The organism is Halomonas sp. MMH1-48 (genome assembly GCF_022348105.1).
In the GTDB taxonomy this organism is placed as follows: Bacteria; Pseudomonadota; Gammaproteobacteria; order Pseudomonadales; family Halomonadaceae; genus Vreelandella; species Vreelandella piezotolerans.
On sequence record NZ_JAKRFL010000011.1, the window covers coordinates 90503 to 105463 of the forward strand.

Genomic DNA, 14961 nt, shown 5'->3' on the forward strand with positions numbered 1-14961 from the left:
TTAAAAAAAGCTCAACCCGACCTGGAATAAGCGCTCCACGTCGCGAATACGCCGCTTGTCGATCACGAACAGAATCACGTGGTCGCCGCTCTCCACCTTCACATCGCCGTGGGCAATCAGCACCTCTTTGCCGCGTACGATGGCGCCGATGGTGGTGCCCTCGGGCAGGTCGATATCGGCGATGGTGCGGCCCACGACCTTCGACGACTGCTTATCGCCGTGGGCAATCGCCTCGATCGCCTCTGCCGCGCCCCGGCGCAGCGAGTGTACGTTGACGATATCGCCCCGACGCACGTGGGTCAGCAGGCTGCCGATGGTGGCCTGTTGGGGGGAGATGGCGATGTCGATATCGCCACCCTGCACCAAATCCACGTAGGCCGCGTTGTTGATCAGCGTGAGGACCTTCTTCGCCCCCAGCCGTTTGGCCAGCAGCGACGACATGATGTTCACTTCGTCGTCGTTGGTCAGCGCGCAGAAGATATCGCAGTCTTCGATGTTTTCCTCTTCCAACAGCCGCTTGCTGGTGGCGCTGCCGTGAAGCACCACGGTGCGATCCAGCCGCTCGGAGAGCGTGGTGCAGCGCTCCAGGCTGTGCTCGATGATCTTGACCTGATGGCTGTGCTCCAAGTGCTCCGCCAAGCGTTCGCCGATATTGCCGCCTCCGGCGATGACGACCCGGCGGAAGTCCCGCTCTACCTTGCGCAGCTCGCTCATCACCGCGCGGATATCTCGCCGGGCGGCGAGAAAAAACACCTCGTCGTCGGCTTCGATGATGGTGTCGCCCCGGGGGATGATCGGTCGGTTGCGGCGGTAGATCGCCGCGACACGGGTTTCCACGTTGGGCATGTGCTTGCCCAGAAAGGCCAAATCCTGGCCCACCAATGGACCGCCGTAGAAGGCTTTCACCGCCACCAGCTGTACCAACCCGCCGGCAAACTCCAGCACCTGCAGCGCGCCGGGGTGCTCGATCAAGCGGCGCACGTGGTCGGTCACCACCTGCTCGGGGCTGATCAGCACGTCGATGGGAATGGCTTCGTGGGCAAAGAGGCCTTTACGAGTCAGATAGGCAGTGGAGCGGACCCGGGCAATTTTGGTGGGGGTGCGAAACAGCGTGTGGGCCACCTGACAGGCGATCATATTGATCTCGTCGGTGTTGGTCACCGCGATCAGCATATCGGCGTCTTCGCAGCCCGCCTGGCGCAGCACGATCGGGTAGGAGCCTGCGCCGGTCACCGTGCGGATATCCAGCTTGGTGTGCAGCTCGCGCAGTTTTGCGCCGTCGGTATCGACGACGGTGATGTCGTTCTCCTCGCGGGCAAGGTGCTCGGCTAGGGTTGCGCCCACTTGGCCTGCCCCAAGAATGATAATTTTCATGGGTAGTTAGGTCACTCCGGCGACATATGAATACAGATACTCACCTATCTAAGGGGAAGCTGTCGAGTGTAGGTGGGCTCAGTTCTGCCTTTGCCCGACGGAAAGGGCTTTTTTTACGCGTTTTTGACGGCTAATGCCTTAAATGCCATCGAATTTTTACGCCTGCAATCTCTAAGCTCAGGGTGCCAATCAAAGGAGGCACTTCCATGAATATTGCATTGCTAATTATCGCGACCGGCACAGCGGCGTATCTGTTTTACGCGCTCATCTGTCCCGAGCGTTTTTAGGAGATCGTCATGAACGATATGATCGCTATTTACGCCTTAGTGGCTCTGCTTAGTGTGCCCTTGGGTATCTATATTGCTTTTGCATTAAGCACACAGACGAACCGGCTCGATACGCTGTTTGGCGTGATTGAAAAGCCTATCTATCGGTTGGCGGGCGTTAACAGTCAACACGCCATGACGTGGCAAGTGTACGCGTTAGCCATCCTTAAGCTGCATGTGGGCTTGATACTGCTGGCCTGGCTGGTCTTTATGTGCCAGGGCCTACTGCCACTCAACCCGGACGGCATCCCCGGCATGCCGTGGGACACAGCGCTGCATACAGCGGTGTCTTTTGCTACCAACACTAACCAGCAGCACTACTCTGGCCAAGCGCAGCTTTCGCACTTAAGCCAAACCTTTGCCATTGTCACACTGCAGTTCTTAACTCCCGCCACGGGGCTCGCAGTGTTGGTCGCGATTGCCCGCACTTTGTTAGTTGCTAAGCCTGCCAAAGTATTAAACGGCGTTGGCAACTACTACCACGACCTTACCCGCACCGTGGTACGGGTTATGTTGCCACTGGCAGCGGTTGTCGCACTGTTGCTCACATGGCAGGGCGTACCGGCCAGCTATCAGGCCGCCCACCAAGTAGACATGCTGGATCCCCAGGTGGAAGAAGTGCAGTCGATTCCCTTAGGCCCGGTGGCGTCCATGGTGGCGATCAAGCAGCTAGGTACCAACGGAGGTGGCTGGTATGGACCCAACTCTACCGTACCCCTTGAGAACCCCACGCCGCTGGCGAACGTTATTGAAACCGCTTCACTCACGCTTATCCCCGTGGCACTGCTTATCGCGATTGCTTTGATCAGCGGTCGACGTCGGCTAATGATGGGCATTGGCACCGTGATGATTGCGTTTTCTCTGATCTCTACCTCCGTGGTGGTCTATTCGGAACGCATGCCCAATGCGGCCCTAGTCGAACTCTCCCAGCCGGGGGGAAATTTGGAAGGTAAAGAGCTGCGTTTTGGCACTGACCTTTCCGCTCTATGGGGCAGTTGGACGACGCAAACCTCCAACGGCTCAGTCAACGCCATGCACGATAGCTTCAATCCCATGGGCGGCATGATGCTGCTGATGGATATGTTTGTGAACGTGACCTTCGGTGGCGTGGGCGTCGGGCTGATTGGCTTCTTTCTCTACCTGATGTTGGCGGCCTTTGTGGGCTCGTTGATGGTGGGCAGGGCACCCGAGCTGTTCGGTAAACCGTTAGAAACCCGTGAAATGCGCTGGATTTCACTGGCGATGCTGGCTCAGCCGCTGGTCATCCTAGGGTTGAGTGCGCTGGCCGTGGCGATGCCTGGCGCAGCCGCTAACTCAAACCCCGGTTTCCATGGCTTATCACAAGTGCTCTATGAGTTTACGTCGGCGTTTGCTAATAACGGCTCTGGTTTTGAAGGGCTGGGCGATGACACGCCCTGGTGGAATCTCGCCTGCGTGGTCGCCTTATTGATTGGCCGCTTCTTACCCATGCTAGTGCCATTAGCGGTGGCCGGTTGGTTGGCCGCTAAGCGCACGGCACCGGCCGGTCGTGGAACCCTGCCCATGGATAGCCCCGCCTTTATGGGCTTAACCGCAGGGGTGATTGTGATTGTTAACCTGCTTGGCTTCTTACCGGCGTTAGTGCTTGGCCCGATTGCAGAATCCGTCGTGCAAGGCTTCTAGGAGAAAAGAGATGTCACATACAGAGCTTGCTAAACAGCCGCGTCGTTCGCTGCCTATTGGCCAAGTTGTCACCGGCGCGGTAAAAGGGCTTGCGCCCCATCTACTGGCGCGCAACCCGGTTATGGCGGTGGTCGCCATTGGTACGGTGGTGTGTTTCGGGCTAACGCCGATTGCTTTCGTCCAGGGCGAAAACGGCGGCTTTGCGCTCACTATTTCGCTACTACTGCTTACCACCGTGCTGTTTGCCACCGGTGCGGAGTCACTGGCGGAGTCCCGAGGTAAGGCTCATGCTGGGGCGCTGCGCAAAACCAAAGGGGAGCTCAAGGCGGCCAAGCTAAACGCTGACGGCACCACCAGCGACGTGACCGCCGACTCACTGCGTAAAGGCGACCGAGTGAAAGTGGTGGCGGGTGAGCTGATTCCGGCAGATGGCGATATCGTCGAGGGTGCGGCATCTATTAACGAGTCGGCGGTGACCGGTGAGTCCGCGCCGGTGCTGCGTGAAGCGGGCACCGATAACAGCGGCGTCAGTGCGGGCACCAAAGTGCTCTCGGATCAATTGATCATTGAAGTCAGCGCCAATCCCGGTGAATCCCTGCTGGATCGTATGATTGCCTTGGTAGAGGGGGCTAGCCGTCAGAAAACGCCTTCCGAGCTGGCGCTTTCGGTGCTGCTGGCGATGCTGACACTGGTGTTCCTGATCGTGGTGGTGACACTGGTGCCCATGGCCGCGTTCGTTGGGGTAGAAACCTCGGCGGTCATGTTGGTAGCGCTATTGGTGTGCTTGATTCCCACCACGATAGGTGGTCTTTTGCCTGCCATTGGCATTGCTGGTATGGAGCGCGCCATGCGGGCCAATCTGGTTGCTAAATCAGGCAAGGCAGTAGAGATCGCCGGTAGCATCGATACGCTTCTGCTGGATAAAACTGGCACGATTACCTTGGGTGACCGTCGCGCGACAGAGTTTGCCCCCTGTCAGCGGGTGCGGCATCAAAAGGTACGCGATGTAGCGTTTTTAACCTCACTGGAAGACCCGACGCCGGAAGGTCGCTCGATTGTGTCGTTGGCCACCGAGCAGGGTGTAGATGCCCAGCTTAGCGAAGAAGCGGATGGCGCAACCTTTAAAGCCTTCAGTGCTGAAACCCGGCTTTCAGGTGTGGATCTAACCAGCGGTAAAAAGCTACGTAAAGGTGCCCCTAATGCCATCGCCGAGTGGGTAAAGGCGCAGGGCGGCGTTATTCCCAGTGACTACAACCAGGTCATTGAGCGTATATCCCGAGATGGTGCCACACCCATTGCAGTAGCGGAAAACCAGCAGATCCTGGGTGTGGTAGCGCTGTCTGACGTCATCAAAAGCGGCATCGCGGAGAAGTTTGCCGAGCTACGTGCCATGGGCATCAAAACCGTGATGATCACCGGTGACAACCCGATTACCGCCTCGGCCATAGCCGCCACGGCAGGGGTCGACGACTACATTGCCGAAGCCACGCCTGAGCGTAAGCTGGCGCTGATTCGCGAAGAGCAGGCCAGTGGCCGTCTGGTGGCCATGGTGGGTGACGGTACCAATGACGCACCGGCGCTGGCCCAGGCTGATCTTGGTCTGGCCATGAATTCCGGCACCCAAGCCGCCCGCGAAGCGGCCAATATGGTCGATCTGGACTCCGATCCCGGAAAGCTTATCAGCGCGGTGGAAATTGGTAAGCAGCTGCTGGTAACCCGAGGCGCACTGACCACGTTCTCTTTGGCGAACGATGTCGCTAAGTACTTCGTGATTCTACCGGCGCTCTTTGCGGCGAGTTTCCCGGCGCTGGGCGTGCTGGATGTCATGAATCTGCATTCACCCACCACGGCGGTGCTGGCAGCCGTGCTGTTCAATGCGTTGATTATTCCCGCGCTGATTCCCTTTGCGCTACGTGGTGTGTCTGTGAAAGCCGCATCGGCGACGGTGCTATTGCGCCGCAACCTGCTGATTTACGGTCTTGGTGGGCTGCTGCTACCGTTCCCCGCCATCAAGCTGTTCGACATGCTGATTGCGCTGTTTATCTAGGAGAAGCGTCATGAATACAGGTTTCAAGGATCAAATGGCGATGAATGACGAAGCGCAACAGGCACCAACGGCCGAGGCAAAAGCCACTTGGGGCAGTGCGCTGCGCTTTATGGTGGTGATGGCCGTTTTGCTTGGCCTAGTGTACCCCTTCGCGACGACAATGGTCGGTGGCTGGTTGTTTCCTGAGCAGTCGCAAGGCAGCTTGGTTCGTGACGCCGATGGTCGGGTGATAGGGTCAAGCCTGGTGTCGCAAACCTTTGTCAGCGATGAATACTTTATCGGTCGCCCGTCAGCGGCGGGTAACGATGCGGGCGGGGTATCGGGCTCTAACCTAGCGCCTAGCAATGAGGCGCTTCGTGAGCGTGCCCAGGCCGATGCCCAGGCGATTGCCCAGCGGGAAGGCGTCAGTGTCGATCAAATCCCGGTTGATCTGATCACTGCATCGGGTTCAGGGGTTGACCCACATATCTCGTTACCATCCGCTGAATTACAGGTCGCAAGGGTAGCGCAGGCGCGTGAAATCGACGAAGCTAGCGTCACTGAGCTGATCGACCAAGCGCTTGAAAACACGGGCTGGTTGGGGTCGCCAGTGGTCAACGTATTGCGGTTGAATGTGAGTTTGGATGAGCGTTTTCCCGTCGCCACCACCACGTCGTCTGTCGCCCCTGTGGAGTAGCTAAATGTATTCAGCGGATCAGCGACCCGATCCCAATGCATTGCTAAAAGCCGCGCGCCGAGAGGCGCGCGGCTGTTTGCGTGTATTTTTGGGAGCCGCCCCTGGCGTTGGCAAAACCTACACCATGCTACGCACGGCCCGGGAGCGGGCAGAGGAGGGTGACGATATTGTGATTGGCGTGGTGGAGTCCCACGGGCGCGCCGACACCGAAGCTCTCTGTGAGGGGCTGTCACGTATTCCACTAGCGCCTTTACAGCATCATGGCCGAACGTTTTATGAATTCGATATCGATGCGGCCCTAGAGCGGAAACCCACCATTCTGTTGGTAGACGAGTTAGCCCACCGCAATATCCCCGGCAGCCGACATCCACGGCGTTATCAGGATATCGAAGAGTTGCTGGATGCGGGGATCGATGTCTGGACAACGGTGAACGTCCAGCATTTGGAAAGCCTCAACGACGATGTTGCACGGATTACCGGCATTCGCATGCGCGAAACCGTTCCCGATGCACTGCTAGAGCGCGCCCGGGATGTATCGCTGGTGGACTTAACCCCGGAGGAGCTGCTCGAACGCTTAAGACGCGGCAAGGTGTATATCCCCGAGCAAGCTCGCGCCGCCATGGAGGGCTACTTTAACGAGTCGAACCTTAACGCGCTGCGCGAGCTGGCGATTCAGACCATGGCCGAGCGGGTAGATGCCGATGTAAAAGTAGCCATGGATGCCAGCGGTAGGGCAGGCCCTTGGCCGGTAAGGCCCCACCTGTTGGTGATTATTACCGGTAGTGAAGACGATGTGTCCCTCGTGCGTGCAGCCCATCGAATGGCCGAGAGGCGTTTGGCCGTATGGCGAGCGGTCTATGTGGATAAAGGTGTTGCCTCGCCGGAGCAGCAGCTTACGATTGAGAAGATATTTAGCCTGGTGACCCGGCTGGGAGGCGATTCACTTCGCTTGCAGGGGCATAGCCAGCTAGGTGAAGTGCTTAACTACGCCCGCTCGATTAATGCCACCACAATTATGGTGGGCCGCGACGGCAAGCGCCGCTGGTGGCCGTGGTCGCGGCCGCTTGCCCAACGCTTGATCGCGCATACCGATGTCTTTGATATCGTGGTAGTGGCTCAGGGGAGCGTGAAGCAAGGTAGGCATAAACGGCAGCCTAGCTGGATAGTGCGTCCACCTCAACTACTCGCTACCAGCTTGGCGGTGATGGCCTCATTGGGAATCGCCCACCTGTTAGAGCCCTGGTTGGAGCTTGCCAATCTGTCGCTAGTATTTTTAGCCGCCGTGCTTTTCAGCGCTGTCTGGGCGGGCACCTCAATGGCGATGTTCAGTGCCGTTGCGGGTTTTTTGATCTTTAACTTCTTCTTTACAGAGCCACGTTTGTCCTTTGCCATGGTGGAGCGGGGACAGCTGCTGACGGTGTTGTTCTTCTTTTTGGTAGCGCTAGTGGTGGGGCAATTGGCGGGACGTGGACGCCAGCGCTTAGTCGCACTGCGGGCCAGCCGCGACCAGACTCAGCTTTTGCTGCGCTACGCCGAGCAGCTCTCAATTGCCACCGACAGTGCCAGTGCCGCCAAAGTGGGTGTCGATACCTTGGTGCAGTGTTTTGAAGTCCCCGTTATCTTTATTGAAACGGCGGAAAGCGCTAGCGAAGTGCGTGTGGTCTACGCACTGCCGGATGCCGAGCGTCTGGACATGACCGCCAAGCAGGCAGCGGTGTGGAGTTGGCAACACCAAAAACCCAGCGGTCAGGGCACTCAAACCTTGAGCCAACAAGCTTGGCGCTTGCTACCGCTGGCGGTGCAAGGGGAGAAAGTAGGGATGCTGGCGCTTAAGCTCTCTGCAAGCCAGAAGGGGCTAACACACGAAAATGAGGCATTAATTGATACGTTGGTGCGTCAGCTCAGCATGGCGCTGGAACGAACACGGCTAGTAGCAGAGCTGAACACCACGCGGGTCTCAGAGGAGAACGAGCGTTTGCGTTCTGCGCTGCTTTCCTCCGTATCCCATGATTTACGCACCCCGCTTGCCTCAATTATTGGCTCCACCAGTTCGTTAATCGAGTTAAAACCACAGCTCAGTGATAGCGACCAGCGTGAGCTACTGGACGGCATTTTGTCTGAAAGCGAACGGCTCAATCGCTACATCCAAAACCTGTTAGATATGACTCGTCTAGGCCATGGCACACTGAAGATTGAGCGCGATTGGGTCTCGTTTGATGACGTGATTAATTCGGCGCTTAAACGACTGGGTCAATCGCTCAAGCACGTGGTGGTTCGCAAACAGTGGCCGACCAACTTGCCGCTACTTTACGTGCATCCCGCACTGATAGAGCAAGCGCTGGTGAACGTCTTGGATAATGCCCAGCGCTTTTCACCACCTAACGGTGAACTATTGATTAGCGTACACCTAAAAGACGAGGACCCCAGCGTACTAGTTATTAAGATTGAGGACGAAGGCCCCGGTATTTCGCCCGGACTGCGTGAGCAGGTGTTCGATATGTTTTATAGCGGCGGTGACGGTGACCGCAGCGCCCATGGTAGTGGGTTGGGGTTGGCAATTTGTCGCGGCATGATTGGCGCCCATGGTGGCACTATCACAGCCGATGTAGGCGCGAACGGAAAGGGAACAGCGATCATCATCACACTGCCACTATTAGGAGCCGATATAGGGAGGATGGATGAAGAGTGAGGGGAATGGACGCATTTTGATCGTTGATGACGAGCAGCAGATTCGTCGATTTTTGCGTATTAGTCTTGCTTCGCAGGGCTACAGTGTCATTGAGGCAGAAAATGGCGAGCAGGCACTGGCAGCGGCTTACATCCAATCGCCGGATGTCGTGCTGCTCGATTTAGGCTTGCCTGATATGGATGGTCATGACGTACTGCGTGGGATCCGTGACCATAGCACTGTACCGATTATCGTAGTATCGGTACGCGATAGAGAGGAGGAGAAAGTCCGTTCACTGGATAATGGGGCTAATGACTATGTCACTAAACCGTTTGGTATCCAAGAGCTGCTGGCGCGCATCAGGGCAGTGCTGCGTATTGCCCAAAAGGCTAGAGGTGAAGAGAGTGCCAGTTTTTTCGCAAGCGCTAATGTCACCATCGATGTGGAGTTGAGGCGTGTCGTGGTGTATGAGCAAGAGATACACCTAACCCGAAAAGAGTTTGCCGTACTGGCAAAGCTTTGCCGCTACGCTGGGCGAGTGGTCACGCAAACTCAACTGCTCAAGGAGGTATGGGGGCCAACGCATACTGATGACACTCATTATCTTCGTATTGTAGTGAGTCGTTTGCGCCAAAAACTAGCTGATGACCCACAAACACCGGCCCTGCTTCAAACCGAGGCCGGCGTCGGGTATCGGTTATTGGTAGAAGCCAGCGCTCGGCCTGCAGAGACACTCTGACGCCACCAAACGGGGGTTAACGCCGCCAGAACATCGGCGTCATCAACACCACCACGGTCAAAATCTCCAAGCGGCCCATCAACATGCCGATGCACAGTAGCCACTTGGCGGCATCGGGCAGGCTGGCGAAGTTGCCGGCGGGGCCGATGATGTCGCCCAGGCCCGGGCCCACGTTGGCCACTGCCGTGGCGGCTCCGGTAAGCGCCGTGACGAGATCCAGACCCAGCGCGGCGAGCCCTAATGCTAAGACGGCAATGGTAATGAAAAAGAAGAACGAAAACGCCACCACGCTGCGGGAGATATCGCTGGTCACCGGCTGCTGGTTATAGCGAGTGGTAAAGACGCCGTTCGAGTGAATCAGATAGCGCAACTGGTTCTGCAGCATCAGCATGGCGATTTGAAAGCGAAAGATCTTCATGCCGCCGCTAGTAGAGCCGCTGCAGCCACCGACGAAGGTGAGGTAGAAGAAGGCGGCAATGGGCAGCGCCCCCCATAGCGTGTAATCGTCGGAGGCGTATCCGGTGGTGGTGACCACGGAAATGACGTTGAAGGTGACGTGGGTCAGCGAGACGAACCAGTCGTCGCCTTGAAACACCCGCCAAGCGCTGAGTATCACGATGGCCGTCAGCAACAGCTTGAGCAGCCCGCGCACCTGCTGGTCTTTCCAAAGCGCGCTCTTGGACGAGCGAATGAAGCGGATGTACAGCACGAAGGGGAGCGCGCCGCTGAGCATGAAAAAGCTCGCCATCCAGAGCAGCCAGGGCTGCTCGGCATAGGCCCCAAACGACGCGTCGGAGTTGGCAAAGCCGCCTGTCGCCAGGGACGTCATGCCGTGAACGATGGCATCCAGCGGGAGCATGCCTCCCAGCCAATAGCTCAGCATGGCCGCGAGCGTCAATATCACGTAAACGGCGAGGGTGGCTTTGGCAATGCCGCCCGTGCGTGGCATGACCTTATCGGACCAATCGGACGACTCGGTGTGAAACAGCCGCATCCCACCCACTTTCAGAAACGGCAAAATGGCGATGCCCATGACGATGATGCCGATGCCTCCCATCCACTGCATCAAGCCGCGCCATAGTTTCAAACCGTCCGAGAGGTTATCGATACCTACCAAGACGGTCGACCCAGTGGTGGTAATCGCCGACACCGATTCGAACACGGCGTTGGTAAAGCTAAGCTGGGGAGCGCCTAGAACGAGCGGCAGACTGGCAAAGCCACTGATACTGGTCCAACTGCCGGCAGTCAAGATGAACATCTGCCAGGGTTTGAGCTCTAACGGCACGCCGCGGGTGACTGCCCAAGTACTCAACGTCGCGCTTAAAATGATGATCAGCGAGACGGCAAAAGCAGGGGCATCGGGATCGCGTTCGATGAGCAGTACCATCAGCGGCAGCGTCATGAACATAGCCAGTACCAGCCACAGCACCGACATGATCTTGAAAATTTGTGCCCAGTTTCGGTAAGTCTCTTGGTAGTAACGTGCGCTAGGGAACGTGGCCATAAGTCCGCTCTAAGTGGGTCCGCTCTAAATTACCCTAAGGGTGGTGAGCTATCTCACCACGCCGATCAAACATTGTCCGTAAAATTTCCCTAAAAATTACCTTACCCATAAAAAACCGGCGCTGATGAGCGCCGGTCATGAGCAACATGCTCAAGCGAGGAAACCCTCGAGCGGTGGGCGGCCTAGCCCTTGACGCCTCCGGCGGTCAAACCGCCAATAATCCAGCGTTGGCAAATAAGAAACGCCACGGTGATGGGCAGGCCAGAGAGCACGGCGGCAGCGGCAAAGTTACCCCAACGCTGGTTATGGTCGGCGAGGTATTGCTGCGCGCCAACGGCAAGCGTCAGCTTGTGCTCATCCACCAACAGTACCGAGGCCATCGGGTACTCCATGATGCTCATCACGAAGGCCAGGATGAAGACCACCATCAGAATGGGAACAGAAAGCGGCAGCAGAATATAGCGAAACGCCTGCCAGGTGCTGGCGCCATCGACCATGGCGGCCTCTTCCAGTGAACCGTCGATGGATTCGAAATAGCCTTTGATCGTCCAGATATGCAGCGCTACCGCCCCCAGCGAGGCGACGATCAGCGCGCCGTGCGTATTGATGCCCAGCCAACCGACGAACTGGCCCAGCCGGTCAAAGAGGGCATACAGTGCCACCAGCGAGAGCACCGCTGGGAACATCTGAAAAATCAGCATGCCTTTGAGCAGCGGCGCTTTGCCCTTGAAGCGCATGCGGGCAAACGCGTAGGCGCTGGTGGTAGCGAGCATGAGAATCAGCACCGAGGAGATCACCGCCACCTTGATGGAGTTCCACAGCCACAGCAGCACCGGGAAGGGCGGTTGGACCACGGTGCCATCGGGCCGCTCCCAAGGGATCCCTAGCGCCAGGGACCAGTGCTCCAGCGAGAAGTTCTGCGGAATCAGGCTGCCGGTGGCAAAGTTACCCTCTCGAAACGAGATCGAGATCACCAGCAGCAGCGGAAAGACGATCAGCGATACGAAGCAGCTCAGCGCCAAGTGCGCGCCCAAGCGACGCGCGCCAACGGAGCGGGGTTGAACCATGGGCATCGGTAACCTCCTATACCTTTACTTTGGAAAGGCGCAAATTGAGCAGCGACAAACCCGCGACTAGCAGGAAGATCAGCGTAGCGATAGCCGCCGCAAGGCCAAAGTTCTGCCCTGCGTCTTGAAAGGCGATGCGATAGGTGTAGCTCACCAGTAGGTCGGTGGTGCCCGCCGGGGTGCTGGCGCCCAAAATATCGGGGCTGCCGCCGGTGAGCAGGGCAATCAGCACGAAGTTATTGAAGTTGAACGCAAACGCAGCAATCAGCAGCGGCGTGAGCGGCTTGAGGATCAGCGGCAGGGTGATGTTGAACAGATTGGTGATTGGGCCGCCGCCATCCACGGCCGAGGCTTCGTACAAGTCCTGCGGAATGGCCTGAATCAAGCCCATGCAGAGCAGCAGCATGTAGGGGTAGCCCAACCAGGTATTGACGATCAGCAGCATGCTGCGCGCCATCCAAGGATCGGTAAACCACTCCGGGCGTACCCCAAACAGGGTATCCAGGATCAGGTTGATCTCACCGAAGTGCTGATTGAACATCCCTTTGAAAATCAGGATCGAGATGAACGCTGGCACCGCATAGGGCAGAATCAGCAGCGTGCGGTATACGGCCTTGCCCCTGAGTTGATCCCACTGCAGCAAAGAGGCCAGCACGAAACCGACGGCCAGAGTAAACACAACGGTGAGGGCGGCAAATACGAAGGTCCATACGAAAATCTGCATGAACGGACCGCGAATGTCCGGGTCGGTGAAAATCTGGGTGTAATTGGCCATGCCGACGTTGACCGGCCAGCCGGGCGCGATCCGTTCACCGTCGTCAGCCACGAAGAAACCAATGCTGGGGTCGGGGGTGAGCAGCCTGTCATCGCGACGGTCGTACAGCGCACCATCCTCGCGGGCTTCGTAGCGGTTGACCATGGGGGCGAACTGGCGCAGTCCCGCCATGCGCAGCTCGTTGCCGTCCGGGGTGATTAGCCGCAGCCCTTGCAGGGCCTCGCGCGCTTGAATGATGTCGCGCATGCCCAGTGCTTCCTGCGCGGGTGGTGCATCGGCGGGCTGCACGCCAATTTGTCGATTCTCCTGATTGGCAACATTGAGCGGGGAGGAAACGAATCGCTGGCCCTCTTGGCTCTCCAAATAGAGCCGAACCAAATCACTGTCGGGGTAGAGGGCCAGGTCAAAGGCATTGCCTTCCGCTTGATAGGTTTGGCTCATGAGCTGGTCGCGCACCCGCTCTTCCGAAAGCAGATTGGTAGAGCTGTAGTTACTGAAGCTGATCCCGATGGTGTACAGCAGCGGAAAAATGACGAACACACCAAGCCCGGCTATCGCAGGAAAGATGTAGCGATGACTCATCAGCGTGCGCTTGGTAAAGACCACGCCCAGCGAGCCGCCCAGTACCAGAAACAGCAGAGCAAACATCCACTGGCCGTTGAGATGAAACGCCAGCACCAGCCACAGTAGCGCGATCACCAGCACGGCAATGACGCCGCGCATGGCCCAGCGGGTATAGCGTTCGGTAAGATGGCGAGAGCGGTGGCGGGGCAGGCCACGAGACGCGTTAGTGGTGTACATGATGACGTCCTGAAAGGCTGCCCGGCAGCGGGCGCTGCCGGGCAATGGAGGCTAAAAAGGAGGCTACTGGCGCATACGGCGCGCAGCGGCATCCAGCGCTTCTTGGGGGGATTGGCGACCGCTGCCAATGTTCTGTAGCGCGGGTTCCATAGCGGCCCAGAAGGCGCCCATTTCAGGAATGTTGGGCATCGGCATGCCCACTTCGGCGTTCTCTAGCGTCGCGGCAATGTTGGGGTTGTCCGCCAGCTCTGCCTGGTAATCGATATGCGCTACCGCGCCGAGCGAACCGTCGCTATTGAACGTGCGCATACCCTCTTCGCTCAGCAAATAGTTTTCCAAGAACTCTACCGCCAGGAAGTCGTTGGGCGTGGCGGAGTTGATCATCGCGGTCATCACGCCGAACATCGGCTTGGCTCGCTCGTCACCCACGTTGGGTAGCAGGGCGACGCCGTATTCGATGCCGCTACGCTCCAGGTTAGGCCACGCCCAAGGGCCGCTGATCATGGTCGCTACCTCGCCTTGGTTGAAGCGAGTATCCATCAGGTTGTAGTCGGTGCCGCGGGGCAGTACGCCGCTCTCGATCAACTCGACCAGCAGCTCAGCCCCTTGCAAGGCACCCTCGTTATTGACGCCGATATCGCTGACGTCATAACCGCTGTCGGTCTGTTTGAACGGGTAGCCGCCGTTGGCTGCCAGCAGCGTCCAGCCGTAGTAGGGTTCGCTGTAATCGAACAAAATGGCTTTTTTGCCTTCTTGGGAGAGCGTGGCGTCTAGCTCCATTAACTCGGCAAAGCTTTCAGGCGGCGTTTCTACCAACGCTTTGTTGTAAATCAGCCCCAGCGATTCCACCGAAATGGGGTAGCCGTAGGTCTCGCCATTCCATAGTGCGGCCTCCCAGGTGAAGTCGTAGAACGCTTCGCGGAAGCTGTCGCTGGGCGCAATCGGTTTGAGCAGACCGCTTTGCGCCCATTCCCCCATGCGATCATGGGCCCAAATGACGATATCCGGCCCTTGCCCGCTGCCTGCCGCTTGCTGAAAACGGTCGGTCAGGTTGTCGGGAAACACGACGTCCACCTCGATGCCGGTATCTTCCAGGAATTGATCGGCCACTGCGCGGATGCCTTCCTGGCCTTTATTGTCGCCCATCCAGATGGTCAAACGGTCATCTTCGAAGGCCAGGGCGGGGAGTGTGGCAGTGGCCGCTAGCGTAGCGGCGAGCAGCGGCGTGAAAAATGGACGAACCATTGCCATGATGTGCGTACCTCGTTATGACGTTGTTGTTGTCGTGCACGTTCTCATACGACGTGCTTTGTTCACGGTCA

The 14961-nt window shown here is 57.9% G+C and carries 10 protein-coding genes; 5 read left to right on the forward strand and 5 right to left on the reverse strand.

Going from position 1 to position 14961, the window contains the following annotated elements; translation table 11 throughout:
• On the reverse strand, positions 1–1374 hold the full coding sequence (trkA, locus tag MHM37_RS11440; protein ID WP_168444443.1) for a Trk system potassium transporter TrkA: 1374 nt from the start codon (positions 1372–1374) through the stop codon (positions 1–3).
• Between the two features lie 296 nt (positions 1375–1670).
• On the opposite strand from trkA, the gene kdpA reads away from it, so the two are divergent.
• Genes kdpA through MHM37_RS11465 form a run of 5 tightly spaced genes read left to right on the forward strand, consistent with a single transcriptional unit; the run spans position 1671 to position 9492 of the window.
• Positions 1671–3362 carry a potassium-transporting ATPase subunit KdpA gene (kdpA, locus tag MHM37_RS11445; protein ID WP_239296721.1) on the forward strand — a complete coding sequence of 564 codons (1692 nt, stop codon included), beginning with the start codon at positions 1671–1673 and terminating at the stop codon, positions 3360–3362.
• A 10-nt stretch (positions 3363–3372) separates the two neighbouring features.
• On the forward strand, positions 3373–5409 hold the full coding sequence (gene kdpB / locus MHM37_RS11450) for a potassium-transporting ATPase subunit KdpB (RefSeq protein ID WP_239296722.1): 2037 nt from the start codon (positions 3373–3375) through the stop codon (positions 5407–5409).
• Positions 5410–5419: 10 nt separating this feature from the next.
• Positions 5420–6085, forward strand: coding sequence for a potassium-transporting ATPase subunit KdpC (gene kdpC / locus MHM37_RS11455; RefSeq protein WP_218013988.1), 666 nt, complete (start codon positions 5420–5422; stop codon positions 6083–6085).
• A 4-nt stretch (positions 6086–6089) separates the two neighbouring features.
• Positions 6090–8774: a sensor histidine kinase KdpD gene (locus MHM37_RS11460; protein WP_239296723.1), complete on the forward strand. Its 2685-nt coding sequence runs from the start codon at positions 6090–6092 to the stop codon at positions 8772–8774.
• Positions 8764–9492 carry a response regulator transcription factor gene (locus MHM37_RS11465; protein ID WP_139528210.1) on the forward strand — a complete coding sequence of 243 codons (729 nt, stop codon included), beginning with the start codon at positions 8764–8766 and terminating at the stop codon, positions 9490–9492. Before MHM37_RS11460 ends, MHM37_RS11465 begins: the two co-directional genes overlap by 11 nt.
• A gap of 16 nt (positions 9493–9508) precedes the next feature.
• Here the strand turns inward: MHM37_RS11465 and MHM37_RS11470 are convergent, their stop codons facing one another.
• The 4 genes from MHM37_RS11470 to malE form a co-directional block, all read right to left on the reverse strand.
• Positions 9509–10996, reverse strand: a complete 1488-nt coding sequence (locus MHM37_RS11470; RefSeq protein ID WP_239296724.1) for a TrkH family potassium uptake protein — start codon at positions 10994–10996, stop codon at positions 9509–9511.
• A 182-nt stretch (positions 10997–11178) separates the two neighbouring features.
• A complete protein-coding gene (malG, locus tag MHM37_RS11475) occupies positions 11179–12069 on the reverse strand; it encodes a maltose ABC transporter permease MalG (RefSeq protein ID WP_219863370.1) in 891 nt (296 codons plus the stop codon).
• A gap of 10 nt (positions 12070–12079) precedes the next feature.
• Complete coding sequence (gene malF / locus MHM37_RS11480) at positions 12080–13639, reverse strand: maltose ABC transporter permease MalF (RefSeq protein WP_139528207.1); 1560 nt, start codon at positions 13637–13639, stop codon at positions 12080–12082.
• Positions 13640–13702: 63 nt separating this feature from the next.
• Complete coding sequence (gene malE / locus MHM37_RS11485) at positions 13703–14890, reverse strand: maltose/maltodextrin ABC transporter substrate-binding protein MalE (RefSeq protein ID WP_153844074.1); 1188 nt, start codon at positions 14888–14890, stop codon at positions 13703–13705.
• Between the last annotated feature and the right edge of the window lie 71 nt (positions 14891–14961).

Excerpts from the sequence above, each read along its gene's own strand:
- malF (WP_139528207.1), bottom strand. The coding sequence starts at position 13,639 with ATGTACACCACTAACGCGTCTCGTGGCCTGCCCCGCCACCGCTCTCGC.
- malE (WP_153844074.1), bottom strand. The coding sequence starts at position 14,890 with ATGGCAATGGTTCGTCCATTTTTCACGCCGCTGCTCGCCGCTACGCTA.
- kdpB (WP_239296722.1), top strand. The coding sequence starts at position 3,373 with ATGTCACATACAGAGCTTGCTAAACAGCCGCGTCGTTCGCTGCCTATT.
- trkA (WP_168444443.1), bottom strand. The coding sequence starts at position 1,374 with ATGAAAATTATCATTCTTGGGGCAGGCCAAGTGGGCGCAACCCTAGCC.
- MHM37_RS11460 (WP_239296723.1), top strand. The coding sequence starts at position 6,090 with ATGTATTCAGCGGATCAGCGACCCGATCCCAATGCATTGCTAAAAGCC.
- kdpC (WP_218013988.1), top strand. The coding sequence starts at position 5,420 with ATGAATACAGGTTTCAAGGATCAAATGGCGATGAATGACGAAGCGCAA.
- MHM37_RS11465 (WP_139528210.1), top strand. The coding sequence starts at position 8,764 with ATGAAGAGTGAGGGGAATGGACGCATTTTGATCGTTGATGACGAGCAG.
- malG (WP_219863370.1), bottom strand. The coding sequence starts at position 12,069 with ATGCCCATGGTTCAACCCCGCTCCGTTGGCGCGCGTCGCTTGGGCGCG.
- kdpA (WP_239296721.1), top strand. The coding sequence starts at position 1,671 with ATGAACGATATGATCGCTATTTACGCCTTAGTGGCTCTGCTTAGTGTG.
- MHM37_RS11470 (WP_239296724.1), bottom strand. The coding sequence starts at position 10,996 with ATGGCCACGTTCCCTAGCGCACGTTACTACCAAGAGACTTACCGAAAC.